Annotated in this window: 13 protein-coding genes; 9 read left to right on the top strand and 4 right to left on the bottom strand. The window is 63.2% G+C overall.

The annotated features are described in order from the left end of the window. Positions 1–5 precede the first annotated feature (5 nt). Positions 6–1,400, bottom strand: coding sequence for a selenium-binding family protein (locus AB4048_RS22120; protein WP_442204140.1), 1,395 nt, complete (start codon positions 1,398–1,400; stop codon positions 6–8). 254 nt (positions 1,401–1,654) lie between these two features. Here AB4048_RS22120 and AB4048_RS22115 point away from each other — a divergent pair, with 254 nt between their 5' ends. The 8 genes from AB4048_RS22115 to AB4048_RS22080 all read left to right on the top strand — a co-directional run bounded on the left by AB4048_RS22115 (position 1,655) and on the right by AB4048_RS22080 (position 11,549). Continuing rightward, positions 1,655–3,019, top strand: coding sequence for an LLM class flavin-dependent oxidoreductase (locus tag AB4048_RS22115; RefSeq protein WP_442204139.1), 1,365 nt, complete (start codon positions 1,655–1,657; stop codon positions 3,017–3,019). Between the two features lie 365 nt (positions 3,020–3,384). Further along, on the top strand, positions 3,385–3,474 hold the full coding sequence (locus AB4048_RS22110) for a K(+)-transporting ATPase subunit F (RefSeq protein WP_442204138.1): 90 nt from the start codon (positions 3,385–3,387) through the stop codon (positions 3,472–3,474). A 29-nt stretch (positions 3,475–3,503) separates the two neighbouring features. Beyond that, a complete protein-coding gene (kdpA, locus tag AB4048_RS22105; RefSeq protein WP_442204137.1) occupies positions 3,504–5,207 on the top strand; it encodes a potassium-transporting ATPase subunit KdpA in 1,704 nt (567 codons plus the stop codon). 11 nt (positions 5,208–5,218) lie between these two features. Then, entirely contained in the window at positions 5,219–5,350 is a 132-nt protein-coding gene (locus AB4048_RS22100) for a hypothetical protein (protein ID WP_442204136.1), read from the top strand. A 44-nt stretch (positions 5,351–5,394) separates the two neighbouring features. Next, positions 5,395–7,479, top strand: coding sequence for a potassium-transporting ATPase subunit KdpB (kdpB, locus tag AB4048_RS22095; protein WP_442204135.1), 2,085 nt, complete (start codon positions 5,395–5,397; stop codon positions 7,477–7,479). 12 nt (positions 7,480–7,491) lie between these two features. Beyond that, a complete protein-coding gene (kdpC, locus tag AB4048_RS22090) occupies positions 7,492–8,061 on the top strand; it encodes a potassium-transporting ATPase subunit KdpC (protein ID WP_442204134.1) in 570 nt (189 codons plus the stop codon). Between the two features lie 60 nt (positions 8,062–8,121). Continuing rightward, entirely contained in the window at positions 8,122–10,827 is a 2,706-nt protein-coding gene (locus tag AB4048_RS22085; protein ID WP_442204133.1) for a DUF4118 domain-containing protein, read from the top strand. Further along, positions 10,824–11,549 carry a response regulator transcription factor gene (locus tag AB4048_RS22080; protein WP_442204132.1) on the top strand — a complete coding sequence of 242 codons (726 nt, stop codon included), beginning with the start codon at positions 10,824–10,826 and terminating at the stop codon, positions 11,547–11,549. Before AB4048_RS22085 ends, AB4048_RS22080 begins: the two co-directional genes overlap by 4 nt. A 20-nt stretch (positions 11,550–11,569) precedes the next feature. Here AB4048_RS22080 and AB4048_RS22075 read toward each other — a convergent pair whose 3' ends face one another. Next, positions 11,570–12,118, bottom strand: a complete 549-nt coding sequence (locus AB4048_RS22075) for a cupin domain-containing protein (protein WP_442204131.1) — start codon at positions 12,116–12,118, stop codon at positions 11,570–11,572. Between the two features lie 142 nt (positions 12,119–12,260). Here AB4048_RS22075 and AB4048_RS22070 point away from each other — a divergent pair, with 142 nt between their 5' ends. After that, positions 12,261–13,595: an aspartate aminotransferase family protein gene (locus AB4048_RS22070; protein WP_442204130.1), complete on the top strand. Its 1,335-nt coding sequence runs from the start codon at positions 12,261–12,263 to the stop codon at positions 13,593–13,595. Positions 13,596–13,680: 85 nt separating this feature from the next. Here the strand turns inward: AB4048_RS22070 and AB4048_RS22065 are convergent, their stop codons facing one another. Further along, positions 13,681–15,528, bottom strand: a complete 1,848-nt coding sequence (locus AB4048_RS22065) for a cytochrome c biogenesis protein DipZ (RefSeq protein WP_442204129.1) — start codon at positions 15,526–15,528, stop codon at positions 13,681–13,683. Positions 15,529–15,547: 19 nt separating this feature from the next. Continuing rightward, positions 15,548–16,036 carry a peptide-methionine (R)-S-oxide reductase MsrB gene (msrB, locus tag AB4048_RS22060; protein ID WP_442204128.1) on the bottom strand — a complete coding sequence of 163 codons (489 nt, stop codon included), beginning with the start codon at positions 16,034–16,036 and terminating at the stop codon, positions 15,548–15,550. Positions 16,037–16,080: the final 44 nt, after the last annotated feature.

Here is a 16,080-nt window from a genome sequence, read left to right as displayed (position 1 = left end):
CTCCCTCACGGATAGCAGTATGAGTCCGACGAGCAATCGCCGCCCTGGAGCCGCACCTGGTGCGGCCGGTGCGACTTCGGCCATTCGACGAAGAATTTCTCGTCGAATGCGATGCCGCCGTCGGGCTTCGCGTCGAGCTTCACCATCCAGCCGTCGACGCCTTCTGGATAGAATTGCTCGTCGATGGCGCCGTAGAGCGAGTTGGTGAAATAGACGCGGCGACCGTCGCGACTGACCTCCACCATCTGCGGGCCACCGTTCAGCGCGCCGTTTTTCGCGCCGGGATGCGTGGCGCGCGAGACGATGCCGCCGATGCGAACCTTGCCCGTCAGCTTCGGATTGAACGGATCGGAGACATCGTATTGATGCAAGTCGCCGGTTCCCCAGCAGGACACGTAGAGAAATCTGTCGTCCATCGACAGATCGATATCCGTGACCAGCGGCGGCACCGCGCCGAAGCCCTTGAGCATCGGCGGCAGCTGCTCCGGATCGGCGGGCTCGGCCGGAATTTCGATCACCTTGGTGACGGCCCATTTGTCGCCGTCGCGATGCCAGACCCAAATCGAGGAGGAAAGGTTTTCGAGGCTGACGACGCAATTGACGAAGCCGTAGGCCTTCGTCGGATCGTGCGCCGGCCTGAGTTCGAAGACCAGCTGATATTTGTCGCCGAAATCGATCGTCTGCACATGCTTGCGCTTGTTCAGATCCCAGAAATGCAGCCGCCGGCCGTATTTCGCGCCGAGCAGGATTTCCGGCACCAGGCCGTTTTCGAACGTGTCGGGCGTTCCCCATTCGCTGGTGATCATCGTATCGTGGCCGAGGTGCCACCAGACGTCGTAGGAGAGATATTGCGGCCCGCGGTCCATCTCCCACTGCCCCCTCACCTCGAAGGTCTCGTGATCCATGAGGAAGACGCCGCCGGGTCCCTTGCCCTCGGCATTGCCGAGAGCCGCGACATAGATGCCCTCGGGCCCGCAGTGGACGGTGTGCGGACGGCTATAGCCGGCACGTTCGGCAAGGTCGGCCGGCTCGATTACCTTGACGATCGCGGGCTTGCGTTCGTCGGGCTTGGTGTCGAGGATATGGATGCGCGATGACTTCAGGCCGGGCACCACCAGATAGCGGCGTTCCGCATGTGGATGCGGCGCATTGGGGCAGAGGCACGAGGAACAGGCGTTCCAGCCGAAGTGATGCAGCTCGTCGCCGACATTGGGCATCGCGACGGTATTGACGATCTTTCCATAGGTGGCAGAGGCGGGGTCGACATCGACGACCGCAATCTCGTCCGGCACGGTACGCGTCGGATCGAAGGCCGCGACATAGGCAAGCGTCTCGGGCGCCGCTTTCATCGCCATGCGGGGAGAAGGATAGAAACTCGGATCGGGCTTCCACGTTACCATGTGCAATGCTCCTGGCTCGCGTTTGCTAAGACGGTATGAAATTCGCTAGCTGCGTGCTGTCAGCCGCATAGGCGCGGACGGGGCAGGACCGGATGCATCGGATGGCGCGCGAGCGCCCCGGCAAAGCAACCACTGAAAGAAGGTTCTGCCCACGCGATTGTCTCAGATGAGGGCGGGTCTCGGCAATCCCCCTTTGCACGAACCGCCGGCTATCATAAAACGGCTTGCAATACCGCCCTTCACCCGGAACTGCCATGCCCCGAGAAATTCGCCTCAACGCCTTCGATATGAACTGTGTCGGCCATATTCAACAGGGGATGTGGACGCATCCGCGCGATCAGTCCGGCCGCTTCAACGATCTCCAATACTGGATGGAGTATGCGCGAAAACTCGAGGCGGGTTTCTTCGACGGCATATTCTTCGCCGATGTGCTCGGCGTCTACGATGTCTATGGCGGCAGTCCCGACGCGGCCTTGAGCGGCGCCGTTCAGGTGCCGGCGAACGACCCGACGCTGATCATCCCCGCGATGGCCGCCGTCACCCGCAATCTCGGCTTTGGCGTTACCTGCAACCTGACCTACGAACAGCCGTTTCTGTTCGCGCGGCGGATGTCCACGCTCGATCATCTGACCGGCGGCCGCATCGGTTGGAACATCGTGACCGGCTATCTCGACAGTGCGGCCCGCGCCATCGGCTTGAAGGGGCAAATCGCCCATGACGACCGCTATGATCTCGCCGACGAATATATGTCGCTGGTCTACAAGCTCTGGGAGGGCAGCTGGGACGACGACGCGATCCTTGGAGACAAGACAAGGGGCGTCTATGCGGACCCCACCAAGGTCCGCGTCATTCACCACGAGGGCAAGCAGTACAAGGTCGACGCCATGCACCTCGCTTCGCCGTCGCCGCAGCGAACGCCGGTGCTTTATCAGGCCGGCGCATCGGCACGGGGCAGGCAATTTGCGGCAACCCATGCCGAATGCGTGTTTGTCAACGGCCAGAAGAAGGAAGGCATCAAAGAGATGGTCGCCGACATCCGCGAGCGGGCCGTGGCGCTCGGCCGCGCGGCCGAAGATGTGAAAGTCTTCCTCGGCGCCACGCTCGTCCTTGGAAAGACCGACGCCGATGCCCGAGAGAAATTCGAGGAGTACCGGCGTTACGCAAGTTCCGAAGCCGCGTTCGTTCATGCCGCCGCATCGCTCGGCATCGATTTCTCCAAATACGATCTGGACGAACCGATCGATGCAGGCAAAAGCAATGCGATCGTCTCCAACGTCGAAGCCATGACACGCAGCGCCGGCCCGCAATGGACCCGCCGCAAGCTGCTGGAGCAGATGGTGCTGGGCAGTCGCCAGGCGCCGTGGGTCGGCTCGGCCGAAACGATTGCCGACTTGCTCGTCTCCTGGAGCGAAGAGACCGGGGTGGACGGCTTCAACCTTTCGCGGACCGTGGTGCCCGAATGCGTCGACGACGTGATCGAATATCTGGTCCCCGCGTTGCAGGAGCGTGGCGTCTACAAAACCGCCTATCGCGACGGCACCTATCGCGAAAAGCTGTTCGGCCACGCCCGCCTGCCGGCATCGCACACCGCCGCCCAATATCGCGGCGGCGAGCGCTGATCGCTATCGCGCGCCACGCCTGCGCCGACGCCAGGACGCCCCGCGCCCTTGCATGCGGCAGGCGATTGCGGAACGATTTCCGCATCCCGCATTTATAAGATTTTTATATTGGCGCCCTAGCCGCCGTCTCGAACCTTTATGGCGTTCGGCCGCATATTCATGGCCGGAAGATCCCCCGATCTCCGCACGAAGACCGTGAAGGTGCGCGTTTCCGCCTCGCACCTTCACGGTCCGCAATCGAACAGGAGTGAAGACGATGCTCGACATCGTTCTACTGGGTACGGCCGTTTTCTTCTTCGCGGTCTGCCTCGCCTACACCAAGGCATGCGATAGGCTCTAACCCTTTGTTTTTACGGAGAACGTCGATGACCATCGACTATGTTCTGGGCGGCGCGGTGACCCTATTCATCGCCGTCTACCTCACCTACGCCCTCATTCGCCCCGAGCGCTTCTGACGAAGCGCCAGGTACTGAAAGTTATGTCCATGACCCTCAACGGATGGCTTCAGATCCTGCTTTTCTGCGGGATCGTCCTTTTGCTCGTCAAGCCGCTCGGCGGCTACATGACGCGCATCTTCAACGGCGAGCGAACGTTGCTTTCGCCCGTTCTCGTGCCCATAGAGCGAGGACTTTACCGGCTCGCCGGCACGAGCGACCGCGAAGAGCAGCACTGGATTTCCTATACCTTCGCCATGCTCATCTTCAATCTTGCCGGCGTGCTTGTGCTCTATGCACTGCAGCGGTTCCAGGGCGTGCTCCCCTATAACCCCGCCGGCATGGGTGCAGTCGATCCCGCGCTCTCCTTCAACACCGCCGTCAGCTTCGTGTCGAACACCAACTGGCAGAACTACGGCGGCGAAAGCACCATGTCCTACCTCACCCAGATGGCCGGACTGACGGTGCAGAATTTCGTCTCGGCGGCAACCGGCATTGCGATCGCGGTCGCCCTTATCCGCGCCTTCTCGCGCGCTTCGGGCAAGGCGATCGGCAATTTCTGGGTCGATATGACCCGCGCTACGCTCTACGTTCTCCTGCCGATCTGCATCGTGCTGACGCTCGTCTACGTCTGGCTTGGCGTGCCGCAGACCCTTGGACCCTATGTCGACGCAACAACGCTCGAAGGGGCAAAGCAGACCATCGCCCTGGGGCCCGTCGCATCGCAGCTGGCGATCAAGATGCTCGGCACCAACGGCGGCGGCTTCTTCAACGCCAACTCCGCGCATCCCTTCGAAAATCCGGACGCCATCTCGAACCTCATCCAGATGGTCTCGATATTCGCGATCGGCGCGGCATTGACCAACGTCTTCGGCCGCATGGTCGGAAACCAGCGCCAGGGCTGGGCGATCCTCGCCGCGATGGGCGTGCTCTTCGTCGTCGGCGTTGGCGTCACCTATTGGGCGGAAGCTGCCGGCAATCCGCTGATGCATGCCTTCGGCCTCGCTGGCGGCAACATGGAAGGCAAGGAAGTCCGCTTCGGCGTCGCGCTCTCCTCGCTCTTCGCCGTGATCACGACAGCCGCCTCCTGCGGCGCAGTCAACGCCATGCACGGCAGCTTCACCGCGCTCGGCGGCATGATCCCGCTCATCAACATGCAGCTCGGCGAAGTCATCGTCGGCGGTGTCGGCGCTGGTTTCTACGGCATCCTGCTCTTCGTCCTCATCGCCATCTTCGTGGCCGGCCTGATGGTCGGGCGCACGCCGGAATATCTCGGCAAGAAGATTGAGGCGAAGGAGGTCAAGATGGCCGTGCTCGCCATTCTATGCCTGCCCGCCGCCATGCTGGTCTTCACGGCGATCGCCGTCGTGTTGCCGCAAGCGGTCGCCTCGATCGGCACCGCCGGCCCGCACGGTTTCTCGGAGATTCTCTACGCCTACACATCGGCCGCCGCAAACAACGGCTCGGCCTTCGGCGGGCTCACCGGCAACACGCCTTGGTACAACGTCACCCTCGGTCTCGGCATGCTCGCCGGCCGCTTCCTGGTCATCATTCCGGCCCTTGCGATCGCGGGCTCGCTGGTCACCAAGAAGACCGTACCGGCCTCCGCCGGCACCTTCCCCACCGACGGCCCGCTCTTCGTCGGACTGCTCGTCGGCACCATCGTCATCGTCGGCGGTCTGACCTTCTTCCCGGCAATCGCGCTGGGTCCGGTGGTCGAGCACCTCGTCAGCGTTGCCGGGCTAACCTTCTAAGGAGATATGCGATGAGACCCCTTCGCAATCATGGGAAGTCACCGAAACAAACGGCAGCCGCGCTTCGCGGCTCCGACGTCATCCTCTGGATGACCGTGCCGGTCGTCGCGCTTCTCGCCGTCCTCCTAATCCTGCAGGGCTGACCGGCTGCGCCGGTCCGCCACCCTCTTTCACGCTGGAGCTTCTTATGAGCCAGTCCAAATCCGCGAGCATCTTCGATCCTCGCATCCTCGTGCCGGCCGTTGGCGGGGCGTTCAAAAAGCTGAACCCACGCACGCTTTCCAAAAATCCCGTCATGTTCGTCGTAGCCGTGGTTTCGACGCTGACGACCGTTCTATTCCTCCGCGATCTCCTCGTCGGCGGCGCCAATCTCGGCTTTTCCTTCCAGATAAACATCTGGCTCTGGTTCACGGTGCTCTTTGCCAACTTCGCCGAAGCGGTTGCCGAAGGCCGCGGCAAGGCGCAGGCCGATTCCTTGCGTAAATCCCGCTCCGAGACGCAAGCCAAGCTGCTTGCCCCCGGCAGCACCGCCGACTATCGCCTGGTGCCCGGCACCAGCCTCAAGGTCGGCGATGTGGTGCTGGTCGAAGCCGGCGACATCATCCCTTCCGATGGCGAAGTCATCGTCGGCGTCGCCTCGGTCAATGAAGCGGCCATCACCGGCGAATCCGCGCCTGTGATCCGCGAATCCGGCGGCGACCGCTCGGCGGTGACCGGCGGCACGCAGGTGCTCTCCGACTGGATCCGCGTTCGCATCACCGCAGCCGCCGGCTCGACCTTCCTCGACCGCATGATTTCCCTCGTCGAAGGCGCACAGCGCCAGAAGACGCCGAACGAAATCGCCCTCAACATCCTGCTTGCCGGCATGACGCTGATCTTCGTACTGGCGACCGCGACCATCCCGAGCTTCGTCACATACGCCGGCGGCGCGATCCCGATCATCGTCCTCGTCGCCCTCTTCGTGACGCTGATCCCGACGACCATCGGCGCCCTGCTTTCGGCGATCGGCATCGCCGGCATGGACCGCCTCGTGCGCTTCAACGTTCTCGCCATGTCCGGCCGCGCGGTCGAAGCCGCCGGCGATGTCGACACGTTGCTTCTCGACAAGACCGGCACGATCACCCTCGGCAACCGCCAGGCAACCTCGTTCCGCCCTGTGCGCGGCGTTAGCGAACAGGATCTGGCCGATGCCGCCCAGCTCGCCTCGCTCGCCGACGAAACGCCGGAGGGCCGCTCCATCGTGGTCCTTGCCAAGGAAAAATACGCGATCCGCGGCCGGGATATGGCGAGCCTGAAGGCGAACTTCGTGCCCTTTACCGCGCAGACCCGCATGAGCGGCGTCGATCTCGACGGGTCGTCCATCCGCAAGGGCGCCGTCGATGCGGTGCTCGCCAACGTCAACGCCGCCATCCCACACGACGGCAACGCCACCGTGATGCAGCGCGCCAGCTCCGAAACGGTGCGCGAGCTTCAGGCGATCGCCGAAGAGATTGCCAAGGCCGGCGGCACGCCGCTCGCCGTGGCGCGAGACGGCCGCCTGCTTGGCGTCGTGCAGCTGAAGGACGTCGTCAAGGGCGGCATTCGCGAACGCTTCTCCGAACTGCGCCGCATGGGCATTCGTACCGTGATGATCACCGGCGACAATCCGATGACCGCAGCGGCCATCGCCGCCGAGGCCGGCGTCGACGACTTCCTTGCCCAGGCGACGCCGGAAAACAAGCTGCAGCTGATCCGCGAGGAGCAGGCCAAGGGCAAGCTCGTCGCCATGTGCGGCGACGGCACCAACGATGCGCCGGCGCTTGCTCAAGCCGATGTCGGTGTCGCCATGAACACCGGCACGGTCGCCGCCCGCGAGGCCGGCAACATGGTCGACCTCGACAGCGATCCGACGAAGCTCATAGAGATCGTCGAAATCGGCAAGCAGCTCCTGATGACGCGCGGCGCGCTGACGACGTTTTCGATCGCCAACGACATCGCCAAGTACTTCGCCATCATCCCCGCGATGTTCCTGACCTTCTACCCGCAGCTCGGCGTCTTGAACATCATGGGCCTGGCAACGCCGCAGAGCGCCATCCTGTCGGCGATCATCTTCAACGCGCTGATCATCGTCGCGCTGATCCCGCTGTCGCTGAAGGGCGTGCGCTACCGGCCGGTCGGCGCCGGCGCGCTTTTGTCGCGCAACCTCCTCGTCTACGGCCTCGGCGGCATCATCGTCCCCTTCATCGGCATCAAGGCGATCGACATGCTGATCGCTGCAATCGGCCTTGCCTAAGGAACAACGTCCATGTTGAAAGAACTTCGTCCCGCGATCGTCATGATCGTTGCCACCACCGCCATCACCGGCCTGATCTATCCGCTTGCCATGACCGGTGCCGCCCAAGCCCTGTTCCCCAAACAGGCGAACGGCAGCCTGATCGAAGAGGACGGCAGAACCGTCGGCTCGACACTGATCGGCCAGGCCTTCACCAGCGAGAAATATTTCCACGGTCGTCCCTCGGCTGCCGGAGACGGATACAACGCCGCATCGTCCTCCGGTTCCAACCTCGGCCCGACCAGCAAGAAGCTGATCGATCGCGTCAAGGGCGACTATGACGCTGCTCACGCGACGAACCCCAACGCGGCGGTCCCCATCGACCTGGTAACCGCATCGGGCAGCGGGCTTGACCCCCACATTTCGCCGGACGCGGCCTATTTCCAGGTGTCGCGCGTTGCCAGGGCCCGCGGCCTCGACGAGGCCAAGGTCAAGGTACTGGTGGACGACGCGGTCGAGGATCGCGAGCTCGGCGTCCTCGGCGAGCCGGTCGTCAATGTTCTGGCGTTGAACCGAAGCCTTGATGCTTCTATGTCTCAGTGACCGTTGCCGCACCGGCCCGGCGGACCGGGCCGGTGCGGCAACCTAAGGACGATCATGCGGATGCCCGATGAAAGAAGCGACAAGCTTGGCAGGCCATCGCCGGATGCGCTCCTCGAAAAAGCCAACGCCGAGACGCGCGGCCGCCTGAAGATATTTCTGGGCGCGGCTCCCGGCGTCGGCAAGACCTATGAGATGCTGGTCTCCGGGCGGAGCCGGATCGCCGATGGCGACGATGTCGTTATCGGCGTCGTCGAGACGCACGGCCGCAAGGAGACGGCGGCGCTGCTCGAGGGTTTCGAAATCGTTCCGCGCGTCGCAGTCGGCTACAAGGGCCATCATCTCGAGGAGATGGATCTCGACGGCATTCTCGCCCGACGTCCGGATCTCGTGCTCGTCGACGAGCTCGCACACACCAATGCCGAAGGCAGCCGTCACCCGAAGCGCTATCTCGACGTGCGCGAATTGCTGGACCGCGGCATCGACGTCTACACGACGCTCAATATCCAGCACGTCGAAAGCCTGAACGACGTGGTGTCGCGGATTACCCGCATCCGGGTGCGCGAGACCGTACCGGATTCCATCATCGACATGGCCGACGATGTCGAGATCATCGATCTGACCCCTGACGACCTGATCAAACGCCTGCACGACGGCAAAGTTTACCTCGCCAACACGGCCGAGCGGGCGCTTACCAACTATTTCACCGCCGGCAATCTGACGGCGCTGCGCGAACTGGCGCTCCGACGGACCGCCCAGCGCGTCGACGATCAGCTGCTGAACCATATGCAGGCGAACGCCATTTCCGGCCCTTGGGCGGCCGGCGAACGCGTGCTGGTCTCGGTCGATCATCATCCGCGCGCTGCCTCGCTCGTGCGCTATGCGGCGCGCATGGCCTCGCGGCTCCGCGCTCCCTGGACGGCCGCCTATATCGAAAACAACCGCTCCATCAATCTGAGCGAAGCGCAGCGGGATGCCATCGCCGCCACCTTGCGGCTGGCCGAACAGCTCGGCGGCGAAGCGATCACCCTTCCCGGCCGCGAAGCATCCGAAGAACTCCTGCGGCATGCGGCGGCCAACAACGTCACGCACATCGTCATCGGCGCCCCGAAGCAGCCGACCTGGCGCGAATGGCTCCGGCCGTCGACGGCAGCCCTGCTCATCCGCAAGGCCGGCGACATCAGCGTTCATGTCATTTCCGGCGAGGAAGAGGAAAAATCCCCCCGGCGCGGCGTGGCCGCCGCATCTGAGACCCCCTTCGATCTTCGCGCCTATCTGCTGGCGACGGTCTACGTGGGGGTCGCGCTTTGCGTCGGGATCGTGCTCGACCAGGTGCTGGACGTTCGCAACCTCGCTCTCGTCTTCCTGATGGCGGTGCTGACCTCGGCCGTTCTGCACGGATTGCGGCCGGCGCTCTATTCCTGCGTTCTGGGCGCGCTCGCCTTCAACTTCTTCTTTCTGCCGCCGCGCTTCACGCTGACGATCAGCGACCCCGAAAGCGTGCTTGCGCTCTTCTTCTTCCTCGGCGTGGCAATCATCGCCAGCAATCTGACGGCGACCGTGCAGCGCCAGGCCGTCGCCGCAAGGCAGCGGGCGCGCACCACCGAGGACCTCTACCTCTTTTCCCGCAAGCTCGCCGGCACCGGCACCCTCGACGATGTGCTCTGGGCGACCGCCTTCCAGCTTGCCTCGATGCTCAAGTTGCGCGTCGTGCTGTTGCTGCCGGAGGATGGCAGCATCGTCGTCAAATCCGGCTATCCTCCGGACGATACGCTCGACGACGCCGATATCGCCGCTGCGCGCTGGGCCTGGGAGCACAATCACGCAGCCGGCCGCGGCGCCGACACGCTTCCCGGCGCCCGGCGCCTCTACGTGCCGCTGCGCACCGGCAGAGCCGCCGTGGGCGTGATCGGGCTCGACGGCGACCGCCGCGAAGGCCCGCTGTTGACGCCCGAACAGCAGCGCCTTCTCGACGCGTTGGCAGACCAGGCAGCGCTCGCCATCGAACGCGTCCAACTGGTCGAGGACGTCGAACGCGCCAAGCTTGCCGTGGAAGCCGACCGCCTGCGCTCGGCGCTGCTGACGTCGCTCTCGCACGATTTGAAGACGCCGCTTGCCGCCATTCTCGGCGCTGCTGGCACGCTGCGCGAATACTTCGCCTCCATGCCGGAAGAGGACCGAAAGGATCTGCTTTCCACCGTCGTGGATGAATCCGAGCGGCTCAACCGCTTCATCGCAAATCTGCTCGACATGACGAGGATCGAATCCGGCGCGGCCGAGCCGAATTCCGCCCCCCACTATGTCGGCGACATCGTCGGCAGCGCATTGCGCCGCGCGGCAAAGATACTTTCGCATCACCGAACGAAGATGCTTATCCCGGGCGACCTGCCGATGGTGCGCGTCGATCCGGTGCTGTTCGAACAGGTCCTCTTCAATCTGCTCGACAACGCCGCAAAATACGCGCCCGAGAACTCGCTGATCGCCATCGACGGCAGGGCGGATGATGGATTTGTCATTCTTGAGATTGCCGACGAAGGGCCGGGGATTCCACCGGCGGACCTCGACCGTATCTTCGACACGTTCTATCGCGTCAGCAAAGGCGACCAGGTCCGGGCCGGGACCGGTCTCGGTCTTTCCATTTGCCGTGGCTTCGTCGAGGCCATGGGCGGGACGATTGCCGCCACCAATCGCGGCGACCGTTCTGGCGCCCTTTTTACCATTCGCGTCCCGATTTCCGCGGACGCCTCCAAACCGGATGAGCTTGCATGACCGGTGCAACCGTGAAAATCCTCGTGGTGGACGACGAGCCACCGATCCGCAAACTGCTTCGCGTCGGCTTGAGCGCTCAAGGCTACGCCGTGCAGGAGGCACCCGATGGGATATCGGCAAGCCACCTGGCACGCGAAGACCCGCCCGATCTCATCATCCTCGACCTCGGCCTGCCCGACAGATCCGGTCACGAGCTTTTGCGGGAATGGCGTTCGACCGGGCTTTCGATGCCGGTCGTCATCCTGTCGAGCCGGACCGACGAGGCGGGCATCGTTCAGGCGCTTGAGGCAGGCGCCGACGACTATGTCACCAAGCCCTTCGGCATGAACGAACTCGGCGCGCGCATCCGCGTCGCTCTGCGCCACCGGCTGCAGCAACAGGGCGAGACGGCGATCTTTCAGAGCGGTGGCCTGCAGATCGATCTGGTCAAGCGCATCGTCCGGATCGACGGCCGGGAGATCAAGCTCTCCCCCAAGGAATACGACATCCTGCGCGTGCTCGCGCAACATGCCGGCAAGGTGCTGACGCACCAGTTCCTGCTGAGGCAGATCTGGGGACCCGCGGCCGACGTGCAATACCTGCGCGTCTATGTCCGCCAGTTGCGCCAGAAGATCGAGCAACTGCCCGATCAGCCGCAATACATCACGACCGAAACCGGCGTCGGCTATCGGTTGAGGGAAGCCGATCGGGCACCCGACCCGCCGACGCAGCAGCAGTCCTAAAGGCGAAGGCGGGAAGCGGTCTAGAAAGTCGGCGGCGTACAAGCGCTGATGACCTCGCAAGCAACCGGTCCCACGCACCGGAAACGATGCGGACGCCGGCTTTCGAAATAATAGGCATCGCCCGGGCCAAGAATGCGCCGCTCGTCGTCGACCGTTACCTCCAGTCGCCCCGAAAGTACGATCCCGCCCTCCTCGCCTTCGTGAACGAGGGGAACTTTCCCCGTATCCGCCCCGGGCTGGTAGCATTCCTTAAGCATTTGCAGGCTGCGGCCGAAGAGACTTTCTCCAACCTGTCTATAGGAAATCGCGCCTTTGCCGATCTCCACCAGTTCCTCAGCCGCATAAAACGCCTTGCGTGGTCGCTCCGGTTCAAAAGCAAAGAATTCGGCGAGACCAATCGGAATACCATCAAGAATCCGCTTCAACGCGCCGACCGAAGGGTTTGTGGCGTTTGATTCGATCAAGGAGATCGTCGAGTTCGGCACGCCCGTGCGCTTTGCAAGCTGGCGCTGGGACAGGTTATGCGCGATGCGAAGATGGCGGAGGCGGTTGCCAATGTCGACCGTCATGTCGATCCCGTTTCAGTTGTTCAGAATAGCCAAAACTTTATTCTCGGATATTCGTTATTTCAATGGGTTGCCAGCTGCAAGAAAAGGACTTGTTCGAAGAACGGAAATCACTGATCTCATTGGTCACCCAAAGGAGGCCGAGATGGATCAGGTCAGCAAGAGCAATACGCGCGCACTCGAAAATTTCTGGATGCCGTTTACGGCAAACCGCCAGTTCAAGGCGGCGCCGCGTCTGCTGGCCGCCGCCGAGGGCATGTTCTACACCGATATCGACGGCAACCGGATCCTCGACGGCACGGCCGGCCTCTGGTGCTGCAACGCCGGCCATGGCCGAAAGAAGATCGCCCAGGCCGTCGAGCGCCAGCTTTCGACCCTGGACTTCGCCCCGACGTTCCAGATGGGACACCCGATCGCCTTTGACTTTGCCGCCAAACTTGCCGCGAATGCGCCAGGCGGCGCGGATGCCAAGCTCGACCGGGTGTTCTTCACAGGTTCCGGATCGGAATCCGTCGATACCGCGCTGAAGATCGCCATCGCCTATCAGCGGGCGATCGGCCAGGGTACCCGCACACGGGTTATCGGGCGTGAAAAAGGCTACCATGGCGTCGGGTTTGGCGGCATTTCCGTCGGTGGCCTTGTCAACAATCGCCGTGTTTTTCCGCAAATCCCAGCCGACCACATGCGCCACACGCTCGACATTGAACGCAACGCATTTTCCAAGGGCCTTCCCGCCCACGGCGTGGAGCTTGCCGACGACCTGGAACGGCTGGTCTCCCTGCACGGCGCCGAAACCATCGCTGCCGTCATCGTAGAGCCGATGTCCGGGTCGGCCGGCGTCATCCTGCCCCCGAAGGGCTATCTGGAGAAGCTGCGCGCGACCGCGGACAAATATGGCATCCTCCTGATATTCGACGAGGTCATCACGGGCTTCGGGCGTCTCGGCACGCCGTTTGCAACCGATTACTTCGGCGTCGTTCCGGATCTCGTGACCACGGCAAAGGGGATCACCAACGGCACGATCCCCATGGGCGCCGTGTTCGCCAGCCGCAAGGTCTACGACGGGCTGATGGTCGGACCCGAAAATGCAATCGAGCTCTTCCACGGCTACACCTATTCCGGCCATCCCGTGGCCTGCGCGGCGGGCCTCGCAACTCTGGAAATCTACGAGGAAGAGGGGCTGCTGACGCGTGCTTCCGATTTGGCCGAATATTGGCAGGAAGGCCTCCATTCCCTGAAGGGCCGCCCGCACGTGCTCGACATCCGCAACCTTGGCCTGGTGGGCGCGGTCGAATTGGCACCGCGTGACGGCGCTCCGGGAACCCGCGCCTATGACGTATTCCTCGACTGCTTCAAGAGCGGGCTTCTCATCCGGGTCACCGGCGACATCATCGCCCTGTCTCCGCCGCTCATCATAGAAAAGCATGAGATCGACACGATCGTGTCGAAACTCGACGATGCACTGGGGCGCGCCGCGTAGTCCCGGCAGCGGCGGCGATCCTGAGAACGCCGCCCTTCGTGACGACGCCGAGTTCGGTGAAGAACAGGGCGCCTACCGCTGCCTTTCAGCCAAACGTGAACGCGTAGGCCTGGACGCCGGGATCCTTGAAGCGGATCTCGAAGGTGCGATCAGAGACCGGGCCGTCTTCCCGAACGAGCTGGTAGAGCCGCTCGCCCGTCACGGTGCCGTTTCCATCGGCATCGGTATCGACGCCATGGCTTGCGCCCGGCGGCTTGCCGTCGATCGTCACCTGGAAACGCACCGGCTTTCCGTCTGAGCCGGGACCGAGCACCAGATGCAGGTCCCGCGCATGGAACCGGAAGTATATGCTTCCGTCCTTGTCGTTAAGGCCTGCATTCTCCCGGGCGACCGTCCAGTTGCCGGTCAGTCCCCATTCGTTGAGGCGAGGTGTCTGGGCCGTATAGACATGCGGCGCATCGTTCACTGTCCCCTGGTCGTCGGCGAAGTTTTCCGATCGCTGCCAGCCGACATATGTCTCGGCCGACTGAACGTCGCCTTGGTCCGAGGCGGCTTGCGCACCAGAGGCCTTCACGTCGACGATGTCGTTGGCCACGTTCTTTCCAGCTTCAGCAAGGAGCTGCTGAATGACGCGCTCGGACTCGTCGTACTCCCCCTCACCGAAATGATGGTGACGCACGCGGCCCTGCGCATCGATGAAGTAGTGTGCCGGCCAGTATTCGTTCTCGAAGGCGCGCCAGATCTTATAATCGTTGTCGATCGCGACCGGATAGGTGATGCCGAGGTCGGCAATCGACTTCTTCACATTGTCGGGATTCTTCTCGAAGGCGAATTCCGGCGCATGGACGCCGATGACCACCAAACCCTGATCCTTGTACTTCTCCGCCCAGGCCTTGACGTAGGGAATGGCGCGGATGCAGTTGATGCAGGAATAGGTCCAGAAGTCGACCAGCACCACCTTGCCCTTCAGTCCTTCGACCGTCAGCGGCGGCGAGTTCAACCACTGCACGGCGCCGTCGAGCGACGGCATCGTGCTCTCCACCGGCAACGCCGAGGCGGTCGCCGTCTTCGGCAGTGCCTGCATCATCATGGCATTCGCGCCGCTCATTGCAGCCGGATCGCCCTTCATCATCTGGTTGTTGGCGCTCATCATCGCCCCGCCGTCGTTGGTCATGACGACGGAGGACGGCTTCTTCCGGTCCTCGGCATGGAACCTGTCGACCAGGCGCTGTTCGATCGATGCGGTGCTCGCAAGCGATGCTTGCGTGAGGAACCCGGTATCGAGGCCCATTGCGATGGCAACGACTGCGACAAGCACGGCGATGCCGACCCCACGCCGCAGCCATTCGCCGACACCGAGCGATCGCTTCATGGCCTGGTAGACCCTCCCGCCGATGAGAAGCGCCAGCGCCAGTGACGTCGCCGCTCCGAGAGCGTATGCCAAAAGCAAGAGCGTCGTGCCGACGCTTGCGCCCTGAAGCGCGGCACCCGTCAGGATCAGGCCGAGAACCGGTCCGGCACAGGGGGCCCAAAGCAGGCCCGTGGCGATGCCAAGCAGCAGCGAGGCAATCACCGTCGAGCCGCCACGGCGACTTTCCTTATCCGCGGATTGCGAAAGGCGCGCTCCGAGAGACACGAGCGGACGTGTCAGGCGGTCCGAAAGCGAGGGGAATAGAAGAACGACGCCGAACACAGCCAACAGCGCCAGCGCTGCATAGCGTCCGTATTCATTGGCCTGCACCGCCCAGCCGCCACCGAGGGCGGCAAGCGTCGCAACGGCTGCAAAGGTCGCCGCCATGCCGACGAGCATCGGAAATGTGCTGCGCAGAAAGGGCTGGCCCGCCCGCGCAAACACAAACGGAAGAACCGGCAGGATGCAGGGACTGACGATCGTCAGCACGCCGCCGAGATAGGCAAGAACAAAGAGGATCATCGATGTGTCTCTATTTCTACTAGGCCGAAGCCCTATGGAATTTCATGGCGACGCCGTTCATGCAGTAGCGCAAGCCCGTCGGCTTCGGGCCGTCGTCGAAGACATGGCCAAGATGGCCGCCGCAGCGGCTGCAATGGACTTCCGTGCGAACCATGCCGGCCGAGGCGTCTCCCGACGTCGCGACGGCCCCGTCAAGCGGTGCCCAGAAGCTCGGCCATCCTGTGCCGCTCTCGAACTTGGTGGTCGAGGAGAACGCATCCTGGTTACAGCCGGCACAGGCGAAGTTGCCCGTTCCATGCTCGTTTAGCAGAGGACTTGAGAAAGGGTATTCGGTCCCCTCCTTCCTGAGCACGGAATACTGGTCGGCCGTGAGCAGCTTTTGCCATTGCTCGTCCGTATGGGTGACGGCAAAGGTTTCGGCGGCGCTTGCACTTTGCGTGCAAAGGCCGAAGCGGAGACCGAGGGCGCCAAGCCCCGCGGTAACAAGTAGTAGGCGTCGATTGAGCATTGCTCTCTTCTCCGTGGCCGGACGGGTTCGTGTCCATAACGAGA

This window comes from Rhizobium sp. RAF56, assembly GCF_052113965.1.
Classification (GTDB): domain Bacteria; phylum Pseudomonadota; class Alphaproteobacteria; order Rhizobiales; family Rhizobiaceae; genus Rhizobium.
This window is presented reverse-complemented; position numbering and strand designations above follow the sequence as displayed.

Excerpts from the sequence above, each read along its gene's own strand:
- AB4048_RS22065 (WP_442204129.1), bottom strand. The coding sequence starts at position 15,528 with ATGATCCTCTTTGTTCTTGCCTATCTCGGCGGCGTGCTGACGATCGTC.
- AB4048_RS22120 (WP_442204140.1), bottom strand. The coding sequence starts at position 1,400 with ATGGTAACGTGGAAGCCCGATCCGAGTTTCTATCCTTCTCCCCGCATG.
- AB4048_RS22070 (WP_442204130.1), top strand. The coding sequence starts at position 12,261 with ATGGATCAGGTCAGCAAGAGCAATACGCGCGCACTCGAAAATTTCTGG.
- kdpA (WP_442204137.1), top strand. The coding sequence starts at position 3,504 with ATGACCCTCAACGGATGGCTTCAGATCCTGCTTTTCTGCGGGATCGTC.
- AB4048_RS22100 (WP_442204136.1), top strand. The coding sequence starts at position 5,219 with ATGAGACCCCTTCGCAATCATGGGAAGTCACCGAAACAAACGGCAGCC.
- msrB (WP_442204128.1), bottom strand. The coding sequence starts at position 16,036 with ATGCTCAATCGACGCCTACTACTTGTTACCGCGGGGCTTGGCGCCCTC.
- AB4048_RS22085 (WP_442204133.1), top strand. The coding sequence starts at position 8,122 with ATGCCCGATGAAAGAAGCGACAAGCTTGGCAGGCCATCGCCGGATGCG.
- kdpC (WP_442204134.1), top strand. The coding sequence starts at position 7,492 with ATGTTGAAAGAACTTCGTCCCGCGATCGTCATGATCGTTGCCACCACC.
- AB4048_RS22110 (WP_442204138.1), top strand. The coding sequence starts at position 3,385 with ATGACCATCGACTATGTTCTGGGCGGCGCGGTGACCCTATTCATCGCC.
- AB4048_RS22075 (WP_442204131.1), bottom strand. The coding sequence starts at position 12,118 with ATGACGGTCGACATTGGCAACCGCCTCCGCCATCTTCGCATCGCGCAT.
- AB4048_RS22080 (WP_442204132.1), top strand. The coding sequence starts at position 10,824 with ATGACCGGTGCAACCGTGAAAATCCTCGTGGTGGACGACGAGCCACCG.
- kdpB (WP_442204135.1), top strand. The coding sequence starts at position 5,395 with ATGAGCCAGTCCAAATCCGCGAGCATCTTCGATCCTCGCATCCTCGTG.
- AB4048_RS22115 (WP_442204139.1), top strand. The coding sequence starts at position 1,655 with ATGCCCCGAGAAATTCGCCTCAACGCCTTCGATATGAACTGTGTCGGC.